We start from the raw sequence: 21,372 nt of genomic DNA, 5'->3' as shown, positions 1-21,372 counted from the left end.
GAGATTCCAGCTTAAAACATAACTGGAATGACGTGAATACTAGGTATGGTGAATAGTTACAATTTATCTTGCCTATGTACTTTACTCAGGTGTGCATTAATAACGTCATCTTAGAAGCATCTCAACGGCTTCGCTTCAACCATCTACTAGTAACATTGCAAGCATACGCCAAAAATTTACGTCGTCATCCTCGTGGTGTTTTAATCGAGGATCCAGTTTTTAAACACTATGAATTTCCGACTAGACACTTCGGAAATGACGGTGTCGAAGATCCATTGCCTTTTTTCTTGGATTCAGGAGAATATGCTCCTGCATTCTCCAGATAAATCACATCCCTGTGACGTCAGCCTAATACACTACTGGAATGACGAAAGCCTTATACACTACTGGAATGAAGGTAACTACTCAACACATTGGAATGACATTCTTTGTTAATAGTAAACTGTTCCTGATTAATCTACATAAGCATGTTCTTATCTACTTATCACTTATCTACTTATCTACTAAACCGAGCGACACATTTATCCACTATCGACTCGAGTCTTTTCATAGAATTCTGCCAGTTGTGATTAGTTAATACTCGCTCACGACCTGAATTACTTAAACGCTCTCTTTCATTAACATCTTGCATTAACTTTACCAATGATTCTGCATATTCTTTTGGGCTTTTAGCCGTTAAAAAATGCTCACCACTAATAGCATCAATACCACCTGCAGCCATTTCACTGCTTACAACGGGCACTCCCATTGCCATCGCTTCCAATATTTTGTTTTGCGTACCACGTGCGATATTAAGTGGCGCAACCATTGCGGCTGTTCTTAATATATAAGGACGAACATCATCAACTGACCCCGTCACCGTGACGCCATCAATGTCGGCGAGGGTTTTTACTTTTTCAGTCGGTTCGGCACCAACAATAAACAATTCAACATCGGGTATGGCAGCTTTTATCAATGGTAAAACATTTTTACAAAAATCGAACATACATTCTTGATTTGGGTAATAATCCATTCGTCCAATAAATGAAATCGCTTTAGAATTATACCCCTCTCCATCAGGTTTGAAAAACTCTGCATTTACCCCATTTGGAAACCAATCTGTTGTAACACCCGTTTGATAATCATCTAAGGTTTGCCATTCCATTTTAGTCGTGGCTGTTCCCATAGTGAACTTCTTTGCTAAGCGCTTTTCTTCACGCTCCATTTTCGTTCCTTCAAGCCAATAACCTAAGTTTAATGGGAAAGGTTTAAAACTGGTATAACTAAGCCATTTTTGAGAGTCCATATCACCATAATCCAATATTTTAGGAATATCAGTAACGTCCTCTACGTATTGAGCAACAGAAGAACAATGCACAAAAATCAAATCAAATTTAACAGTGGCTAGCAGTTTATTAATATGCTGCTTTAATGCTGCGGAATGAAAAAACCCCATACTCGATGGAATAAGAGTTGGAAGACGAAAAATCATCTTGGCTGTTTGTATTTTATCATCTACTTTTGCCATAAAATGTTTATGACAAAACGCTTCAATACCTACTGTCTCATTTTGTTCTTCTACTGTTCTCACTAATGAGTTAACCCATACTTTATGACCTTGATTATGAAAATGTTGGATCATATTGAACGGGCGAATCTTCCCTCCTCTTTTAGGAGGAAAAGGAAAACGATGACAAATATAAAGAATATTCATTAAATGGCGTCCTTAATTGACTGGGTGATATCATCACTTGATCGACCATCAAGGTATAATTGGCACCAAATCTCTAAATTCATTAATGCCGAAAGGTGATCCGTATGATCTTCTTTACTCGTGTTATGGTCATTAATTGCTTTTTCAATCACTGGCCAATTAAATAGCCCTCTACTTTCAACGGTCACTTTATTCAGTAAATAGTTCATTAAACCTGACAATTCTTCTTTTAACCAAGCTCCCATTGGTGCACCGAAACCTCTCTTTTTACGGAATAAAATACTATCCGGTAAGGTGTCTTTTAAACTCAGTTTTAATAAATGCTTTAACTCACCGTTGGCCATGAGTCTTTCTTGGGGAATTTTAGCCGCTAGTTCAACAAGTTCGTGGTCCAAAAATGGTACTCGGCACTCTAACGATGTGGCCATAGTCATTTTATCAGTCAACATCAACAAATCATCTGGTAACTGACTTTGTCTATCAATATCAAACATTTGCCATACTGCTTGTTTCGTAGTCGTCTTTGAAAATAAGGATCTAACATCATGATTATTAGTTTTATTGTCTATTAATAACTGCTCTCTAAAGTCTGACGAAAAAACTTCCATATAACTGTGGTAACGTTTAGCAAACGGTAGCTCCGCACTTTCAATAAATGATTTAGCTAATCGAGAATAGTTTAACCATTTATTTCCTCTATCGGCAGGAAGAAACTTAGCTAATGGCGCAATAATACTTTTTCGAATAAATTTAGGAACTTTGTGATACATTGCTGCATATTTTTCACCTTGATAACGGCGATAACCCGCAAATATCTCGTCACCTCCTACACCTGAAATAATAACAGTAGAGTCTTCTCTAGCAAATTTTGACACTAAATAAGTTGTGATAAATGCGCTGTCTGCTATTGGTTCATCCATATGCCATAATAATTTAGGTAGTAAACTGACCACATCTGGACGAACCACTATTTCTTTATGGTCGGTACCAAACAACTCTGATACTTGTTTCGCATAGGGTAATTCATTATAAAATTCACCCGCTTTACCGGTATCAAATCCGATTGCATATGTTTTAACGGGTTTATCACTATGTTTTGCCATTAAGGCAACAATAGCACTAGAATCAATACCACCTGATAGGAATGCACCAATTGGAACATCACTCACCATTTGATCTTTAACTGATTTTTCTAATTGTTCAAAAATATCAGTAGCCCATTTATCATCACTTTGTTGAACAGGCGTAAATTTAGGTTGCCAATAGCTATGTTGTGATAATTCGCCATTTTCTACAATGATATAATTTGCCACTTCTAATTTCTTTATCCCGTCAAATAAAGATAAAGGTGCGGGTACATACCCTAACTCAAGATATTGAGAAAGAGCGGCTTTATTTATACTTGGATTAACATCATCAAGGGCTAATATTGCTTTTGCTTCAGTAGAAAATGCAAGAGTATTATTAAATTTAGAATAATAGAGTGGCTTAATTCCTAAACGGTCTCTCGCAATTAACAGTCTTTTTTTCTTTTTATCCCATAACGCAAAGGCAAACATTCCATTAAGGTGCTGAAGGCATTCATCTCCATACTCTTGATATAGATGGATAATAACTTCAACATCAGAGCCCGTTTTAAAAACAGACCCTTTATCGATAAGATCTTTACGCAATGATTTAAAATTATATATTTCACCATTACATACCAACCAAATAGAGTCATCCGCGTTACTAATAGGTTGATGCCCACCCGCTAAGTCAATAATAGACAAGCGCCTCATACCGATTGCGATACCCTCTGAGACATATTCACCACTATCGTCAGGTCCACGATGAATAGTAGCATCTCCCATTTGAATCAATTGTTCTTGAGTAAATTGTGTATCATCATCAAGAGCAACTAAACCATGAATACCACACATTTTATTGTGTCTCCTTCTCAAGAAAGCGCTCAAACATCAACAATGTCCATAATGATGCACTATTATCTCGCTGACCTGACATATGACTAGTTACTAGCCATTTCAATGTTTTTGGATTAAATATGCCACAATCGTTCATTAATGGAGACATAATAGATTGTTCAATTTTCTCTTTTAGTGGGCCTCTAAACCATTTAGCTAACGGTACACCAAACCCCATTTTTTTCCTATAAAGTACATCATGGGGTAAGTAAGGTTCTAATGCTTTTTTGAAAATTGCTTTGCCTTGACCATTTCCATCGATTCGTTCTTCATTACTGATATTTGCTGCCCATTCAACAAAATGGTGGTCAAGTAAAGGGACACGAACTTCGAGGCTATGAGCCATACTTGCTCTATCAACTTTAGTGAGAATATCCCCTACTAAATACGTTTTCATATCAATATATTGCACTTGTGATAATGGGTTGTTTTTAGGTGCATTTTTCGCATGTTTTCTGAAGACTTCCACGGAGTTATAACCCGATAGCTTATCTTTAAATGAGTCACTGAATAACTTTGCACGTTCATCTTTTCGCAGAATTGACATACTATTTAAATAAGCTTCAACCCAATCATAAGACATTGACTGAAATGTAGTTTTTGCACGAAGAAAACGAGGAGCCCAATCTAATTTTGGATATATTTTACCTAACAAACCAAAAATAGGCTTTCGAATGGCGAGAGGAATCATGGAACGCATTTTCTCTTCTTGAACATGCCGTTTATAACGACGGTAACCTGCCATCAATTCATCACCACCATCACCCGATAATGCCACTGTTACATTTTTTCGTGCTAACTCACAGACTCGATAGGTTGGCATTGCTGAACTATCTGCATAGGGTTCATCATACAAATCTGCTAATTTATCTATTAAATCAAAGTCATCGGAGCTTACTTCTTGGCAAACATGATTGGTTTGATATTTATCAGCTATTTCTTGTGCGTATTCAGTTTCATTAAAACTTTTAACATCAAAACCGATTGAACAAGTGTTTACTGGATCGTCTTGTAATTGTGCCATCATGGCAACAACACCACTAGAATCGACACCCCCAGATAAAAAAGCACCTAAAGGCACTTCAGAAACTAATCGAACATCAACAGCTTCTTTCACTTTTTCAATAAGCGTGTCTTGATTATTTCCTGTTAATGTTTCTTGATCAAAGCGCACGTCCCAATATTGCTTCGGTGTAATAGTTTTATTACCCTTATTAATCAGTAAAGTATGCCCTGGCTCTAATTTATAAACATCATTGAATATCGTTTTTGGCTCAGGGATATACCCTAAAGAAAAATAATCTTCGATCGCTTGATGACTTAACTCCCGAGGACATTCAGGATGCGATTTTAATACTTTTAATTCAGATCCAAAGATAAAAGAGCCGTCAGGAAGAAGTGAATAAAATAATGGTTTAATACCTAATCGGTCACGAACGACAAATAAACTTTCTTTATTTGCATCCCAAATTGCAAATGCAAACATGCCACGAAATTTATTAACACAGTCTTCACCCCACTCAGACCAAGCATGAAGAATAGTTTCAGTATCACTACGAGTTTTGAATAGATAACCTTTGGCTATAAGCTCATCTGCTAGTTCTGAATAATTATAAATTTCACCATTAAAAACAACAGCAACACTATTATCGCCATTGAACATAGGTTGATGTCCGCCACTTAAATCTATAATAGATAAGCGTCTGTGAGCTAAACCTAAGCCAGGTGTAAAATAAAAACCATCATCATCAGGACCTCGATGATTTTGAATATCATTCATATTTCGCAGAAGATCTTGGCTTACATCATTGTTATCTGCCAATCTAAATATACCTGCTATACCGCACATAAAATTGTCCCAACCCTATAATTCGTTCAATATTTATCTCATTATATTGAGATAAAGTTCCTTATATTTTTCCGCCATAGTGTCAATACTAAATTGATTAACAGCTTTTTCTCTACTACATGAACCATGTAAGTCTAATAAATTTTTATTGTTGATATACTCAAGCAATATGTTTGCTAACTCTTCTGGAGAATTTGTTTCAAAGAGCTTACCATTTTCATCTTGAGCAACTAATTCAGCATTACCACCAACGTTGGTCGCAGCAATCGCTAATCCAGATGCCATCGCCTCTAAAATAGTATTCGAAATACCTTCTGCAAGCGACGGTAAAACAAAAAGATCGGCTTGCTGCATTAACTCAGGAATATCTGTTCTATCACCTAATAACTGGCAATTCCCTTGTAGTTCATTTGTTTGAATGTATTTTTCCAACTCATACCGACAAATACCTTCGCCAATAATAGTGACTTTTATATGCTTATTTTGTTTTAAAGCAATTGATAAAGCCTTTAAAAGTAATAGTTGATTTTTTACTCCCGCTAACCTTCCAACCGTAAGCACTTCAAGAGCTTTTCCTTGAGATTTACTCTTATTGGGTTGAAATCGTTCAATGTCTACACCATTACAAATATGACTTATTTTTTCTTTTTTAATATTGATATGATGTCGAAGGTATTCGCACCCCTCAATTGATAGTGCAACATATTGATTAACAAATACGCTAAATAACTTTCGAATATTTTTACTTTTATTATGATTTTTTGCTTGCGGGGAATCCCAACCATGTTCACCATGAATTCGATACTTAACACCGGCTAATAAAGTAACTAATTGGCATTCTAGTGATGTAAGGTTACGTGTATGAACTATATCCGCTTTTATTTTTTTTAACTGTTTATATAATTCAAAAAAGTATCGGATACTTTTCCCTTCAGGTTTGTTCAATGCATAAATAGAGGTGTCAGTATTAGTTATTCTTTCAAAAAACTGTTGATCAAAGCTTTTTAAACATATTATTGAATGCTTAAACTCTTCATTTGGTAAATGGTTTATAATGTTTACTAAGCCATTCTCAAGGCCACCTGTTGAGAAGTTAAAAACAATATGAACGATATGTATCTGCGTCATTTTAATAATTCATCGTTATTGCTAGCTAATACAATTGCAGCGAAGTTATCTTTTAACCATTGTTCTATCATCGCATTTTCTGATGCTTTTCCGTCATGTTCATATGAAACAATATTGACATAATCAATACTACTAGATCCTAACAAACTAAGTATTGCTTGCTTTGCTTTAACTTCTAATCGGTTATTAATAACTTTACCATCAATTTGATACCAATAATAAGTATCCCTCATGCTCCCTCTTGCTGTCACGATCTGTTCATGAGTGACTACAATATTATTACCTTGGTAGTTAATATCTACTGAGTCACGATTAACAATTGACCAACGAGAATTATTATATGTTTTATTAGAAGATGAAATTAATTCACCTTGAGTTTGTCGATGAGCAAAAGCTGCAGTGTAAATTTCGATATTATCAGCATTTTTTCCAAAAAACTCTGCTATTGGGTTATCAAAGTTCACGCCCCAAGAAGGATTATTCTCTACAGCCTCAAAATCTAAAAAAACATTAACCGTTTTGGGTGAAGATGGTGGGGCAGTTTCAACAATATTAAAATTTAAAATTAATGCAGTAATCAACGAGGAAATAGGGAGAATCAACCAAAATTTAAAGGTAAAGCTTCCGTCGTTCTCTTGCACCGCATTATTTTGTTTTTCATTATTTTCTGCCCAAAAACCACCGATATAAAACATCAAACCAATAACAAGTCCAAAAAACAACCAACCATATATCAAGTGATCAAAACCTGTGGCATATTTCAATTCTGATAAATGGGCAATAAGTACAATCAAATATGCACGAATTCCATTTGCTAAAATAGGAACAAGTGCGGCGAATATAATAAAAATGATCTGCTTTTTGAGTGTTGAATAGGTAAGGTGTGCATATAAACATCCTATCGTCACACTTGCTATCAAATAGCGAATACCAGAACAAGCAACCGCAACTTCAAAAACTCCAGTAGGAATTGTGATATACAGCCCTTCATAATAAACAGGAATACCCGATAGCTTAATAAAAAACACCGTTATCTCAGCAGTTACCTCTTGTAAAATGGGGATCAACTCATTCCCCATGGGTACCGAAAACATAACAAAAAACAAAGGAAATTTTAATTTCCAAGCGAATGTATTACCAAAGATCAACCAAAAAGAAATTGGCAGTAATGCAAAGCTAGCAAATTGGCTTACTACGCTAATATCTGCAGCTTGGCCAATTAGCCACAGTACAACTGCTGCTAAGAAAGGAAATAATGCTAATGAACTTGGTTTCACCATACTAGAACACAAAAAAACACGTTCTTTAGAAAAAAGCCATATAACTATTGGGAGAATAAAAAAACCGTGAGCAAATGTATCTGATTTTTGCCAAATTTCCACTGCTGAAAATATAGTGTTGTAAAATGAAAGCCCCCAAACTATAAAAATAGTAAAACAAATAGCTATATTTCTATTGATATTAGTCATTTTTGTGTTTGTTACATCATTCATGGAAAGTTCATCCTAAATACTTAGATAAAAAAGGACCAATAAGTTGGCTAACTTTCAACGGCAACTTTTGCCACAGTTTGATAAAAACTTTGTACTTAGGATTGTTTGGACTTAGGTTTGGTAACTCATCTGCATTAACCAAATGATAATAATAATGCAGTGGCTGTGGCTCCATACCCCAATTTTTTTTGTATTTATAAGGGCCACTTTCATTTTTACTGCGACCAAAGTCAAACCAGGTTTTACCTTTTTCTTGTGCATGACACATTACTTGATAATACATAAAGTCTGCACTTTTCAACCCACGAGCACTGTCGTTCCCGCCGCCATAATAAGGCGATACCTGTTCATTAAAGTAAAAATTCATCACTGCAGAGGAAGGCTGATTATATTTATCACGAATAACAGCAATATCACTACAATCACCAAAGATTTCGATTAGATTTTCAAAATAACGTTTAGTGAATATTGGTGTGCCTAAGTTGCGGTAGCTAGTAGAAAGTAGTTGGTAAAAATCAGTACAATCCTGACCTTTAGCCGTTGAACTAATAGAATAAGAAAGTTCATTTTTTAAGGAATGACGAATAACAGCACGCTGTTTTTTCTTAATTGAGGCTAGAATTTTGTCGCTATCTTCAGCAATTTCACAACCAAAAGTACTGTGTGCTTGTTTTAATAGTAGATCAGATTCTTGTTTTTCTTTATATCTCAGCTCAAGGTAATCAACGCCAAGCTTTTCAGCTAGCCGACAGGCTTCACCTTCTAACTGGCGAACTACTTCCGAAGAATCAGCAATCGCGCCACCATAAACACAAAATGGCGTAGAAACTAAAGCATGACCAAATAGTTTGCTTTTCACTTCAACTAAAGGCAAAACGCCGCAAAACTTACCATTTTTCTGAGCATATAAAAAATAACAGGCATGATTGAAGCTCTGTTCGATAACCCTTTGCCAACCGCTAAGATGAAAAAAACTCCCTTGCTGGTGAGCTTTTACATAATCGTCCCACAAAGTAAATTGTGTTGGCGATAAGGCTTTTATTTCACAATTATTCGTCAAGTTTCCGTTCTCTTATAATTATCAATTATTTTCAACTTTTCCATGTTGCCCCAAAGTATTTTATTGAAAGGCTATTTGGCTAGACTATGGATTCTAGCCTAATACACCTCTGGAATGACGATAGAACAACACATCACAAATCACAATGGATTCAGGAAAATATGCTCCTGCATTTTCTAATAAGTCACATCCGTGTGACGTCAGCTTAAAGCACTACTGGAATGACGATAGAACTACACCGCCCGAATGACAATAAAGTCTATTACCACGTCACCTCGAAATTTCATCCAACGTCATCCTCGAAGTTTCTTGTCGAGGATCCAGTTTTCTATACTATCTCAGAATATAAATCCCGCCACTGCGGGTTATTCTGCTCAATCAATCTTATTTTCCAGCTTCTCTGCCAAACTTTTAACTGCTTTTAACGTGTAATAGCATCAACGATACTGTCGTATTGTTCAAAATATACTAATCGGTGAACATAATACTTACTGGTAAATCCTTCCACTACGTTATTTTTATGTTGCCAAACTCTTCTTATTAAGTCGCTTGTGACTCCAATATATAATGTACCATTGCGCTTACTTGCTAGAATGTAAACCGCAGGGGCTTTCATTATTATCATCCTTGATTCGTTTAATAGTACTAAGTATATCTCTTTAGTTAATGGATTCCAGTCCTAAACACCACTGGAATGACGCAAAACAACAATAGATTCCAGCCTAAAACATCACTGGAATGACGGAAGTGCTTACTGCCACCGCGTCATCCTCGAGGTCTCTGATCGAGGATCCATTACTTATTCAAATAAACACTTTTCATCGTGTCCCATTGATAATCTTCTAGAAGGCGTACTACCTTGCCTTCCATACGAGATAAATTCAAGTAATGGCGTAATTTTGATTTTATTGGTGCACCTTTCACTTTCGGTTGTTGTGGATCAATTTCCCACGGATGAAAGTAAAAACTATAAGGTTGTTGTTCAGTTTTTAAATAGCCGTCAATACGCTTTTTTGATAACCAGTAAGGATATAAACGAAAATAACCACCGCCGCCTATACCGATATTTTTATCACCTTTTCGAGATGTAGGTACAGGGATTTCAATGATAGTTTTACCGTCAATACTTTCTGGACGGGTATACTTAAAACGGGGCCAATTTGGCACACCGTATAAATCATGTTCGATAGGGTAAGTACTTGAGCTATATTCAAAATCAAGTTCCATTAAAATATCATAGACCCAAGTATTACTATCATTTATAGAGAAACTTGGCGCACGGTAACCAATAATGGCTTGTCCTGATGCATCTTCTAAAATTTGCTTACTTTTAACTAAGTCATCACGGAATTCTTGTTGCGTTTGAGTGAAGGCTCGTTGATGTGCATAGCTATGACTAGCTAACTCATGCCCTTGTTCAACAATAGCTTTAATTAAATTTGGACAGCGTTCAGCAACCCAGCCCAAAGTAAAAAAAGTACTTTTTACTTTATGTTGCTCAAACAACTCAAGTAAACGATAGGTATTTCGCTCAACTCTTAACTCTAAATTAGCCCAGTCAGAGAGTGTGATATTTTTTTCGAATGCTGAAACATGGAAATAATCTTCAACATCAACAGTCATCACTTGTTTTGTTAACATACTATTCATACAACTTGCCCTTCCTTCGACAAGCCCAGGATGAACGGAAGCATCTCGCTTGCCCATCCTTTGACAAGCTCAGGATAAACGGAAGCATCTCGCTTGCCCAGATTATGCAGAAAGGTTGAATAATCGTAAGAAATCATTAACGCCCCTTACCAAACAAAACAATTTCAACCGTTCTGATCAATATCAGTAGATCTAATAAAAAACTACGATGCTTAATATAATAAAGATCATATTTCAATTTTTCTAATGAGTCTGCCTCTGTAGCACCATAAGGGTACTTTAATTGTGCCCAACCGGTTAAACCTGGTTTAACATTATGGCGTTCATTATAATAAGGAATATTTTTAATTAAGCTTTGAACAAACTCAGGACGTTCAGGCCTAGGGCCAACAAAGCCCATATTACCACGAATCACATTGTACATTTGTGGTAACTCATCAATACGATATTTACGCAGAACATTACCTATTCTAGTAATTCTGGGATCACCTTCGCTCGCCATTTGCGCACCAAATTCTTCGGCATCAAGGCGCATACTTCTAAACTTAATAATATTAAACGGTTCTCCATCAAGACCTACCCGTTCTTGATAATAAAAAATAGGAGCACGCAAGCCTTCATCAAGTTTCATAATAATAATAGTAATCAGCATCACAGGCCAAGTGATAATAAAAAGTACTATCGTCATAGCGGCATTAAAAATCCAATCTAAAGAGTTTCGCAAATGATTGATCGAGGCAAAGCCATTAGAATAAATCACCCAACTAGGATAAATAAGGTTTACCGCTATTTGCCCCGTTTCACGTTCGATAAAGTCTAAAATTTCGGTGATTTCGACACCACGAATCTTACATGCAAACAATTCATCTACCGGTAAATTATTACGTCGCTCATCACTGGCAACTACAATTTCATCAATACAATGTTCTAGCGCATAATTAACCAGTGAGCCTTCAAGCGTTATACGCGTTTCTTCTTTAATACCTTCTTCTAAATCACCGTCCATAATAACGTAGCCATGCACAGAAAAATTTTGCCTATCAACATCACGGCGCATTCTTCTTTCAATGATAGAAGCTCGCTCACCTGAACCAAGTACTAAAACCACTCGTTTATTAAACCCAAAAAAGTCAACTTGGAAAGTGAAATAGCGGAAAGAACTGATAACAATAAAGCTCACTAAAGAAGCAAGTGCTAATATCTCAATCGGCAAAACTTGCTCACCATAAAAAGGGTTTATCATGGTTAAAATAAAAAAGGCTACCGCAACACACATTAGCAATCGGCGAATGACACCACGAAAATTCACTCTCAGCTTGGAGTTATACAAGCCCAATGCTAAAGAACTCAATTGATTCACTAGGGCAAAAACGAGGGAATAAACAAATAAATAATTATCAGTAATTGGAGTAACACTGATAAATGAAATGAAATCATTTAAATAAAGAGCCGATGGCAATGCGACAACCAGCAAAATAAACTCAATGATAATCAGAGTCTTATTGGCTAGCGGTAAGTCTTTAAAATTCGGGCTAGACATAATGAGACTAGTTTCCTTGATAAATTATATTAAAGCATAATTAATAGTAAAATAGATAGATTGTAAACACATAAAACAAAGGAATGATTCTAACAAAAATACTTGTAAAGTTAACGTTTTATTTACGGTTGTTAAAATGTGTGCATCTCAGAAAAAAATACAATACAATCAGCAGCTGAATTAAAAATAAATTTTGATATTAAAAGGTAGGAACCATGGATATAAAAATTACCAAGTCACTGAAAGTAGTCGTTGCTTTGCTTTTAGTGCAAATCATTTCTGCCTGCTCGACTTCTAATAATTTACCAACAGCAACATTGCACCCATCTAATACTACTGACATCAATTCATACAGGTACCTGATTGGTGCTGGTGATTCTCTTAATATTTTTGTCTGGCGTAATCCTGAAGTGTCGGGTTCCTTCACTGTTCGTCCTGATGGCATGATTACCACCTCATTAGTAGAAGATATTCCTGTCACTGGTAAAACACCAACAGAATTGGCACGTTCAATTGAAGAAATTTTGGCTACTTATTTACGCGACCCTATCGTTACCGTAACGGTAGGTGGCTTCGTTGGCCCTTTTAGCGAACAAATACGTATTATTGGTGAAGCCGCCAATCCAAAAGCAATTAGTTATACTCAGCACATGACGTTGTTGGATGTCATGATTCAAGTGGGTGGTTTAACAGAATTTGCTGACGGAAATGGTGCTGTTTTAGTTAGAATAGAAAATGGCCAACAAAAACAATACAACATTATGATTGATGAATTAATAAAAGATGGTGAAATTAGTGCCAACATTGATATGCTTCCAGGAGATATTATCATCGTTCCTGAAGCTTGGTTTTAAGCGTAGTAGGCTAGAATTTAAAAACTGAACACCACAACTAGATCCTCGACAAAAACCTCGATGATGCCAATGCATTTTAATAAAATGCTCAACATTAAAAATTTTTGAAGTCTGGAGTTAAACCGAAGAATGCAAGAAATACTCAAAGAGATAATTGATTATCTAAAAGGAATTTGGATAAAACGTAGATATATTATTATATCCACGTGGCTTATCTGCCCACTTGGTTGGTACTTTGTTGCTGAAATGCCTGATGTGTATCAGTCTCAAGCAAGAGTTTATGTAGATACTCAATCTTTATTACGTCCTTTATTACGTGGCCTAACCGTTGAAACCAACCCCAACACTCAAATTCGTTTAATGGTAAAAACCTTATTAAGTCGGCCTAATTTAGAACGAATTTCTCGCATGACTGATTTAGATGTGCAAGCAACTACCCCTGAGCAGTATGAGTCCATAATAAAAAGCCTAAAAAATAATATAAAAATATCTGCTGCAGGACGAGAAAACATTTACACGCTGAGTATTAAAAATAAAAACGCTGAAATGGCAAAAAGCATTGTTCAGTCTGCACTAACCGTATTTATTGAAAATACTTTAGGCGAAACTCGAAGCGACTCTGATAGTGCCCAAAAATTTTTAAACGCACAATTAAATGAATATGAAAATAGATTAAGCGCTGCAGAAGCCCGTTTAACTGATTTTAAACAAAAGTACAGTGGAATTTTACCAGGTCAATCTGGTGGCTTTTATAGCAATTTAAAAAGCGAAAAAAACAGATTACAAGAAGCAGAGCTTCAGCTTAAAGAAGTTGAAACTCGCTTGGCTTCTGCAAAAGCACAATTGGTTGGTGAAGAACCTGTTTTTGGATTATTTTCAAATTCAGTACAAAGCAATAGTTCTGTAACAACTTCTTTTGACGGAAGAATAACCCAGTTAGAAGCACAGCTCGATGAGCTACAACTTAGATATACAAATAACCACCCAGATGTGAAACAAGTCACAAGCAGAATTGATAGTTTAAAGAAACAGAGAGCTTCTGAAATAGAACAATACTATAAATCCATCAGTGCAGCTGGCGAAAAACCACAATCATCAATTGATAAAAACCCTGTTTATCAAGAGATGAAAATCCAAGTAAATAGCCTTGAAAATGAAGCAGCATCCTTAACGGTTAGGGTGAATAACTACCGTGAACGTGTACAGAATCTTGAAAGTAGAATTCACTCCTTGCCCGAAATTGAAGCAGAGTTAGTTGCGCTTAATCGAGGTTATGGAATTACCAAAGGAAAATACGAAGGCTTACTTTCACGCAAAGAGACCGCTCTATTAGCTCAACAAGCAGATGAAACAACTGAGAAAATTCAATTTAAAGTACTCGATCCGCCAAGAGCTGCATCTGCACCTTCAGGTCCAGATAGATTTGTATTCTTTGGTATGGTGGCAGTATTAGGTGTTGGTGTTGGTCTTGCTTTGTCCTTGCTAATGAGCCAGATAACTCCGGTTGCTACCTCAACCTTTCAATTAAACAAAGCAACGGGTGTTCCTATATTTGGTGTAGTATCTGCCAATAAAAACTTAGGCTTACAAAAATGGCATAGAAGAAAAACGTTGATTTTTATTGGCTCCAACTTATTGTTGCTTTGTCTATTGATGATGATTATGAGTTATTTTTTATTTCCTGACGCTATTCAAGCACCACTTAAAAGGATATTTTAAACTGTGAGCACTATCGAAAAGGCATTAGCAAAACAAAAAGAATCTGCTCAGAAAAAACAAACTGAATCCATAGTAGCAACGGGGGCTGAAAAGCAACCGCCTAAAATTAGAACAGAAAACTTATCTCCGGTATCTAAGGAGAACAACAATAATGCAGAGCTTCCTAACTCTGCTCAAATTATACTTAATAGTGAGCGATTAACTGAGCGTGGTTTTATTTATAGTTCTACTAGTGCTCACCACATCCAGGAAGAATTTCGTCATATAAAGCGTAAATTACTAAACAATGCTTTTGGTCCTGCCGCTAAAACGTTAAAACATAGCAATTTGATCATGGTTAGCAGCTCTAACGCTAATGAAGGTAAAACGTTTATTTCTATTAATTTAGCGCTTAGTATCGCGCTTGAGCAAGATAAAACCGTGCTCTTAGTTGATGCTGATGTACTTAGACCAAGTTTACATAAAGAATTAGAGTTTGAAAGTAAAAAAGGTTTGTTAGAGTATTTACTTGCTGAGGTAGATTCGCTTTCTGAGGTTATTTATAACACTAACATACCTAATTTAAAAATAATTCCTGCTGGAAAGCCTCACCATCTAACCAATGAATTATTAGCCAGTGCACGCATGTCACAATTAGCTGAAGAACTTGCTAAGCGCTATCCAGACCGCATAGTTATATTTGATTGTCCGCCAATATTAGGGGTAACTGAAACACCTGTACTTTCTAGTTTAGTTGGTCAAGCGATCGTTGTGGTTGAAGAGTCTAAAACAAAAATTGACGACGTAAAGCGTGCTGTATCTCAATTAAATGAAGATATAGCAATTGGCTGTGTAATGAATAAAACGATTAGATCTAATAAGGATGTGTATGGCTATTACGGCTATGGTTATGGTAAAAAACACCAATAACAATAGAAAAATTTACCATTTAAATATAATAGGCTTATTATATTTAATGGTAGTAGCACCTTCTTTAGTTTTTGCTGGTGACTGGACGTTAATACCTAACATTTCCTTAGATGAAACATTTACTGATAATGTAGAGTTAACCCCTGTAGAAACCACATCAAGCTTCGTAACACAAACCATTGCAGGGTTAGATGCAGAATATAAATCTAGTTTAACAACTTTACACTGGTCAGGTACTCAAATTTACGCTCTGTACAGTCATGACAGTGAACTTAACGATCATTTCAGAACCTTGAGTGCTAATGGGCAACACTCTTTTTGGAATGGTGGGCCTGCACTCACCGCCAGCGCTAGCATAGCTAACATTAGCCAAAATAATGCCCGTAATGGACAGGCTGATATAGTTTCAGGAGGCACTGTTCAGCAAAATAGCTACTCAACCGGTTTACAGTATAATTTTGGCAATAGCAGTTATTCTGTAACATCGTCGGCTAATTATGACATTACTAGAGTCGAAGATAGCATTGGTGAAAGCAATGGATTCACGGCTCAGCTTGGTAGCGAAAATGGCAATAATGCTCGGCACCTATACTGGCAACTGAGTACAGGTTATACTAAGCGAATGCAGCAAAGCACTGACAATAACGGTGAGAATTATACCGTAGAAGCACTTTTAGGTGCTATTACTCCATGGAATTTAAATCCATTTATTCGCTACTATGATGAAAATGTTCAGGGAAGCGGAGTTAACCAAAACCTAAATATAACTTCATCTTGGGGTCCAGGGATAAGGTGGCTAGCTACCCCACATATTATTATTGACCTTTCCTATAATTTTGTCGCTGATGAAACAGCAAGTGATGACTATGTTGATACGTCAATACAATGGGAGCCTTCTGCTAGAACGTCTTTAACACTCGGTTTTAGCCAACGTTTTTTTGGTCATGCTTATAATCTAAATTTCAGCCATCAAACCAGAAGGCTCACTAACTCCATTAGCTACGATGAGACTTTACAGGTTTTTGATAGAAACACATATCAAGATATAACACCTGGAGTTCCTGAATTAGTCGAAAGTGATGAATTCTCACTAAATAAACGTTTGGCTTGGTCATCACAATTACAATTATCAAGAACATCATTTAACGTGACTATTTCAGCAAATGAAAGAACGAGTTTAGAAACTGATATTGTAGATGACACTTTTGGCACAAACATAAGCGTGACACGTACAATTAGCGCTAAAAGTAGCTTGTCGTTATCAGCAGAGTTTAACTATTCAATTTATGATAACGACAACCCAGAGGGTAGTCGCCAAGAAGACTATTACCGTTCTATTTCAGCAAATTTCACAAGAAATTTAGCCTCTTCTTTATCTTGCTACTTTACTGTAGAACATATCAATCGTGACTCGACTATTGACAGCTTTAGTTACGATGAAGTTCGCGCAATAATTAATATAACAAAAGAATTTTAACATGTATGAAAGTTACTACGGCTTCACCGAACGCCCTTTTCAATTAAGCCCAGATCCACGGTTTTTCTTTGCCACTAGCCATCATCAACGCGCCTTATCTTATTTACAATATGGTTTAGACCAAGGTGAAGGGTTTATTGTAATTACTGGCCCAATTGGCACAGGGAAGACCACCATAGCACGAAATTTATTAGCAACTATTGGTGACGAAAACATAGTTGCCGCACAATTAGTAACGACTAAGTTATCCCCTGAGGAGCTTCTTGAATTAGTTGCCTCTGAGTTTAAAATACCAGTTAAAGGTAATAACAAAGCTGAAGTGCTTCGCAGCATTGAATCCTTTTTAATAGCGCTAAACAAACAGGGTAAAAGGGCTTTATTACTTGTCGATGAAGCACAAAATTTACCCGCAGAAACTATTGAAGAGTTGCGGATGCTTTCCAACTTCCAGTTAGACGACAAGCCGCTAATTCAGAGTTTTTTATTAGGGCAGGAAGAATTAAAAGATATCATTCAAGCCTCTAATATGGAGCAATTTAGACAACGCATTATTGCTTCTGCTCACTTAAAGCCGTTATCTGCGGAAGAAGTGAAAAATTACATCAATCACCGTTTACAGCAAGCAGGCTTCGAAAAAGAGTCCTTATTTTCTGATGATGCTTTTGATTTGATTCATCAAAAAACCTTAGGTGTTCCACGGAAAATTAATATATTTGTTGATCGCTTGTTACTTTTTGGGTTTTTAGAAGAATTAACTTCTTTTGGCATTGATGCTATTAATGAAGTAGCGTTAGAAATGTCTGGTGAGCTTACTGGGTCATTAAGCTCGCAAGTATTGCCGAATAATCAAGTAAGTACATCACAAACGCAACAAGTGGTAATAAATTCGAATGAAAATGTTGAAAACATTAAAAATGTATTAAGAGAAGTTGAAGAAATACTAGAAAGTGATATTAAACAGAAAATAAAGATGGCACGTTATGTAGATAAACTGCTGAAACAGAAAAGCCGACAGTATGCAAAAGAGCAAGTGAGCCACAGTAGCGAGAAATAAAAGTAACGAGTATCGAAAAACCTACACGCCCAAGAGTTTTTCTTCGTAACTATAACCTCTCAACCCCTAACTTAAAATTGCCAGACTGAAATCTAACCTACAAAACTTATAACACCTGTAAGGGGTAATTCATTACCCCTTAGTAAAGCTAAATTATAACTTATCTGTAGTGCCCCTTATTTTAACCACTGCTTCAATAATGCATCAGCCTCAGCTTTTTGGGAGTAATCTGAATTCACTACATCAACCATCATTTTTATTGCCTCTTTATCTCTATTAAGAGCCTTGAGCGTTAACGCTAAATGATACTTCACAGCCGGATTTGAATTATTGATGGCTAACGCTTTTCTAAACAGAGGCAAGGCTTCATTGAATTCTTTCGTGTGATAATAAATCCATCCTAGTGTGTCTAACGAGTCAGGTTGGTTATCCACAATAGCCAATGACTTTTTAACCAACACTTCAGCTCGTTGGTAATCAGATATACTCAAAGCTACATAACTGGCATTATTTAATATTGCTGGGTGATTGGGGTACAGCTTAACTAATGTTTGATATATCCCATCTGCATTGAACCATTGGGATTGATCGATGTAAAGCTCGGCTAATGCCGTATTTAATAATAAACTGTTTGGGCTCTCATTTAGCGATTTTGTTAACACGTCAACAGCTTCATGGGCTCGATTCGTCGCTCTGTATACTAAATTTAAACCTACTACACTACTGTCATTACTCGCTAATTTAATACGCTTTTTATAATATATTTCAGCTAGACTATATTGATTTATACGTAAATATGAATTAGCTAACAGTTCAACTAGTTGGCCAGATAACTGATGATTAGCTTCAAACGCTTTAATTAATTTTATTGCGCTAGCAGTATCATTTTCTGCATTATAAAGTTGCGCTAATCCCATGATTACTTTACCGTTATTTTCATCCCAAGCCATCGCTTTTTTATAGGCAGTGATTGCCTCAGGTACTTTAGAAAATTGCTGATAAATATTAGCCATCAACAGAAATATTTCGCCTTTATCTCCGCCTTGTTTTATCGCCGATTTATAAGCATTAGCTGCAGAGATCACATCTAAATTTATCGTCTGTAAACTGGCCAGTATAAGATAAAGCTCAACTGTTTTTCTTTGATTCAACAAATAAGTATTCAATGTTTCAATGGCAAGTATCAGCTGCTTATTGCCAACATAACTAACAATTAAGTTTTTTAATAACTCTTCATTTTTATTATCAAGCTTAAAATGTTCTTCTAGTAAGATGACGCTAGCCGCTGACTGATTAGTACGGTTATATAATTTAGCTAAGGCTGTAACTAAATAAATATCATTTGCTGATATTGTTAATGCTGTTTTTAAACGATTAATAGCACTGTCTACTTTACCATTTTTATAATCGAGGTTAGCTAAGCTAACTAAAGATTTAGCATGGTTTGGGGCAATTGCCAATGCTTGTTCAAATTGCTTTTTTGCCTTCTCAATTTCACCTGAAATTTGGTAAATATAGCCAAGATGATGCTGAATATTGGCGTTACCAGGCATGTTTTCAGCTAAGTTTTTCGCAACACTAATGCCCTTCTCGATTTCTCCAGACTTAATATAGGACTCAACCAACAATAAACCCACCATTGTTGGGTCATACTCCGCTGCAGAGGCCGTTAATAAATGTTCAATCGCTTTTTCTGGCTTACCTGTCGCTAAATAGCTTTGTGCAAGTTGAGTGTCGACGATTCCTAAACCAGGCTTCAGCTTTTTAACTTTCGCAAAGTGGAAGTGAGCTTTTTCATACTGCTTTAGCTCTAAGTAGGTAATGCCTAGCATAGATAATATTTTTGGGTTATTAGGCTCTAAAAAATTAGCCCTGTTTAACAACGTTTTAGCTTGTGCTGGTTTTTTTCTTACTAATTCAATGGTAGCTGCAAGTGTTAAAGCGTTAATATTATTTTTATCTACAAATAAATATGCATCTATATATTGTCTTGCTGCTTCATATTTTTGTTGGTGAAATAAAATAATACTGGCTAAATAATAATAAGAAGGGTTTGACCGCAGCACATCTTCACTCAGGTGTTCTAATACTTGTGCAACTTTTTCTATTGAATTTTCAAGGCCCGTATTTTGATTTTTTCTAACTTGTACCATTGCTTTGAGAAATTCAGCTTTAGGCTCATTAGGCACTTGCTTCAATACGGTATCTGCGTATTGTTCTGCTAACGTAAACTGCTGTAATTCGAGGTTTATAGTACTTGCAAAAATTAGTGATTGAATATTATTTTTATCAATCAATAATGCTTGGTTAATTGCAGTAAGTGCAAGTTCGTTATTACCTAAACTTTGCTGAATACTCGCCTTTAAATTCCAAGCTTTGATTGGCGGAATATACCCAGCCAACACTTCATCAACTAGCTTATCTGCCTGACGATATTGAAAAAAGTTAACAAAGATTTGCGCTAACCCTAACTTAGCATCCCTGTTTTTGGCATTAAAAACTAACGCAGTATTGTAATCGTTTTGTGAAAGTTTTAATTGTCGTAGCCCCAAATGAGCATCACCTCGAAGGACATAAATTTTCGCCGCTAATTTATCGTCATTAGTGTGCTCTGGTAGGTAGTCCAAGGTTTTATTATATTGCCCTTGCATAATGTAGGATTCTGCAAACAATAGTTGCAACTGCTTCTTATTTGCACCTAAGGCAGTGGCTTTGGTTAATGCTACGTCTGCTGCACTAGCGCTACCATTAGCAAGTAATATTTCCGCCAATAAAATATGTGAAGCCAGGTGCTCTGGGGAGGTTTTTAATATATTCTTTACATGTATCAGTGCCTCATTATATTTATTATCGTTTAATGCGCTACGCGCTGTTTCATAAAGCTTATCTTCTTGTGAAGCAGCCAACGAAAAAGAAATAAGTAGTGAAAATATATACGGATAAGCTTTCAAACATCTATCCAAAATTGCAAGTGACATTAGA

Annotated in this window: 15 protein-coding genes; 5 read left to right on the top strand and 10 right to left on the bottom strand. The window is 36.1% G+C overall.

Features of this window, described 5'->3' with window-relative positions:
- Positions 1 to 496: 496 nt before the first annotated feature.
- From DWA31_RS16210 to DWA31_RS16170, 9 genes are all read right to left on the bottom strand, one after another.
- Positions 497 to 1,693, bottom strand: a complete 1,197-nt coding sequence (locus DWA31_RS16210; RefSeq protein WP_114327608.1) for a TIGR03087 family PEP-CTERM/XrtA system glycosyltransferase — start codon at positions 1,691 to 1,693, stop codon at positions 497 to 499.
- On the bottom strand, positions 1,693 to 3,615 hold the full coding sequence (gene asnB / locus DWA31_RS16205; RefSeq protein WP_114327607.1) for an asparagine synthase (glutamine-hydrolyzing): 1,923 nt from the start codon (positions 3,613 to 3,615) through the stop codon (positions 1,693 to 1,695). Before asnB ends, DWA31_RS16210 begins: the two co-directional genes overlap by 1 nt.
- Position 3,616: 1 nt before the next feature.
- Positions 3,617 to 5,506 carry an XrtA/PEP-CTERM system amidotransferase gene (locus DWA31_RS16200; RefSeq protein WP_114327606.1) on the bottom strand — a complete coding sequence of 630 codons (1,890 nt, stop codon included), beginning with the start codon at positions 5,504 to 5,506 and terminating at the stop codon, positions 3,617 to 3,619.
- A 33-nt stretch (positions 5,507 to 5,539) separates the two neighbouring features.
- On the bottom strand, positions 5,540 to 6,634 hold the full coding sequence (locus DWA31_RS16195) for a glycosyltransferase (protein ID WP_114327605.1): 1,095 nt from the start codon (positions 6,632 to 6,634) through the stop codon (positions 5,540 to 5,542).
- Complete coding sequence (gene xrtA / locus DWA31_RS16190; RefSeq protein ID WP_114327604.1) at positions 6,631 to 8,127, bottom strand: exosortase A; 1,497 nt, start codon at positions 8,125 to 8,127, stop codon at positions 6,631 to 6,633. The genes DWA31_RS16195 and xrtA overlap by 4 nt, the downstream gene beginning before the upstream one ends.
- Positions 8,128 to 8,134: 7 nt before the next feature.
- Positions 8,135 to 9,187 carry a FemAB family XrtA/PEP-CTERM system-associated protein gene (locus DWA31_RS16185; protein WP_114327603.1) on the bottom strand — a complete coding sequence of 351 codons (1,053 nt, stop codon included), beginning with the start codon at positions 9,185 to 9,187 and terminating at the stop codon, positions 8,135 to 8,137.
- 421 nt (positions 9,188 to 9,608) lie between these two features.
- On the bottom strand, positions 9,609 to 9,803 hold the full coding sequence (locus DWA31_RS16180) for a GIY-YIG nuclease family protein (RefSeq protein ID WP_342766964.1): 195 nt from the start codon (positions 9,801 to 9,803) through the stop codon (positions 9,609 to 9,611).
- Between the two features lie 179 nt (positions 9,804 to 9,982).
- Positions 9,983 to 10,837: an XrtA system polysaccharide deacetylase gene (locus DWA31_RS16175; RefSeq protein WP_114327602.1), complete on the bottom strand. Its 855-nt coding sequence runs from the start codon at positions 10,835 to 10,837 to the stop codon at positions 9,983 to 9,985.
- Positions 10,838 to 10,973: 136 nt separating this feature from the next.
- Positions 10,974 to 12,377, bottom strand: coding sequence for a TIGR03013 family XrtA/PEP-CTERM system glycosyltransferase (locus DWA31_RS16170; RefSeq protein WP_114327601.1), 1,404 nt, complete (start codon positions 12,375 to 12,377; stop codon positions 10,974 to 10,976).
- A 215-nt stretch (positions 12,378 to 12,592) separates the two neighbouring features.
- Here DWA31_RS16170 and DWA31_RS16165 point away from each other — a divergent pair, with 215 nt between their 5' ends.
- From DWA31_RS16165 to DWA31_RS16145, 5 genes are all read left to right on the top strand, one after another.
- Positions 12,593 to 13,231, top strand: a complete 639-nt coding sequence (locus tag DWA31_RS16165; RefSeq protein ID WP_114327600.1) for an XrtA/PEP-CTERM system exopolysaccharide export protein — start codon at positions 12,593 to 12,595, stop codon at positions 13,229 to 13,231.
- 129 nt (positions 13,232 to 13,360) lie between these two features.
- A complete protein-coding gene (locus DWA31_RS16160; protein ID WP_114327599.1) occupies positions 13,361 to 14,950 on the top strand; it encodes an XrtA system polysaccharide chain length determinant in 1,590 nt (529 codons plus the stop codon).
- 3 nt (positions 14,951 to 14,953) lie between these two features.
- Positions 14,954 to 15,859, top strand: coding sequence for an XrtA-associated tyrosine autokinase (locus DWA31_RS16155; protein WP_114327598.1), 906 nt, complete (start codon positions 14,954 to 14,956; stop codon positions 15,857 to 15,859).
- The gene (locus DWA31_RS16150) at positions 15,819 to 17,336 is read left to right on the top strand and encodes a TIGR03016 family PEP-CTERM system-associated outer membrane protein (RefSeq protein WP_168427379.1); all 1,518 of its coding nucleotides are present in this window, start codon (positions 15,819 to 15,821) and stop codon (positions 17,334 to 17,336) included. Before DWA31_RS16155 ends, DWA31_RS16150 begins: the two co-directional genes overlap by 41 nt.
- Before the next feature lies 1 nt (position 17,337).
- Entirely contained in the window at positions 17,338 to 18,390 is a 1,053-nt protein-coding gene (locus DWA31_RS16145) for an XrtA/PEP-CTERM system-associated ATPase (RefSeq protein ID WP_114327596.1), read from the top strand.
- A gap of 176 nt (positions 18,391 to 18,566) precedes the next feature.
- On the opposite strand, the gene prsT is transcribed toward DWA31_RS16145, so the two are convergent.
- Positions 18,567 to 21,341, bottom strand: a complete 2,775-nt coding sequence (gene prsT, locus DWA31_RS16140) for an XrtA/PEP-CTERM system TPR-repeat protein PrsT (RefSeq protein WP_168427378.1) — start codon at positions 21,339 to 21,341, stop codon at positions 18,567 to 18,569.
- Positions 21,342 to 21,372 lie beyond the last annotated feature (31 nt).

The organism is Candidatus Colwellia aromaticivorans (genome assembly GCF_003333305.1).
Taxonomy (GTDB): Bacteria; Pseudomonadota; Gammaproteobacteria; order Enterobacterales; family Alteromonadaceae; genus Colwellia; species Colwellia aromaticivorans.
The sequence above is the reverse complement of the archived record's forward strand: the minus strand, read 5'-3'. Positions and strand labels throughout refer to the sequence as shown.

Bases quoted from the DNA above. Each gene is read 5' to 3' on its own strand.
- DWA31_RS16210 (WP_114327608.1), bottom strand. From the start codon at position 1,693: ATGAATATTCTTTATATTTGTCATCGTTTTCCTTTTCCTCCTAAAAGA.
- asnB (WP_114327607.1), bottom strand. From the start codon at position 3,615: ATGTGTGGTATTCATGGTTTAGTTGCTCTTGATGATGATACACAATTT.
- DWA31_RS16200 (WP_114327606.1), bottom strand. From the start codon at position 5,506: ATGTGCGGTATAGCAGGTATATTTAGATTGGCAGATAACAATGATGTA.
- DWA31_RS16195 (WP_114327605.1), bottom strand. From the start codon at position 6,634: ATGACGCAGATACATATCGTTCATATTGTTTTTAACTTCTCAACAGGT.
- xrtA (WP_114327604.1), bottom strand. From the start codon at position 8,127: ATGAATGATGTAACAAACACAAAAATGACTAATATCAATAGAAATATA.
- DWA31_RS16180 (WP_342766964.1), bottom strand. From the start codon at position 9,803: ATGAAAGCCCCTGCGGTTTACATTCTAGCAAGTAAGCGCAATGGTACA.
- DWA31_RS16175 (WP_114327602.1), bottom strand. From the start codon at position 10,837: ATGAATAGTATGTTAACAAAACAAGTGATGACTGTTGATGTTGAAGAT.
- DWA31_RS16170 (WP_114327601.1), bottom strand. From the start codon at position 12,377: ATGTCTAGCCCGAATTTTAAAGACTTACCGCTAGCCAATAAGACTCTG.
- DWA31_RS16165 (WP_114327600.1), top strand. From the start codon at position 12,593: ATGGATATAAAAATTACCAAGTCACTGAAAGTAGTCGTTGCTTTGCTT.
- DWA31_RS16160 (WP_114327599.1), top strand. From the start codon at position 13,361: ATGCAAGAAATACTCAAAGAGATAATTGATTATCTAAAAGGAATTTGG.
- DWA31_RS16150 (WP_168427379.1), top strand. From the start codon at position 15,819: ATGGCTATTACGGCTATGGTTATGGTAAAAAACACCAATAACAATAGA.
- DWA31_RS16145 (WP_114327596.1), top strand. From the start codon at position 17,338: ATGTATGAAAGTTACTACGGCTTCACCGAACGCCCTTTTCAATTAAGC.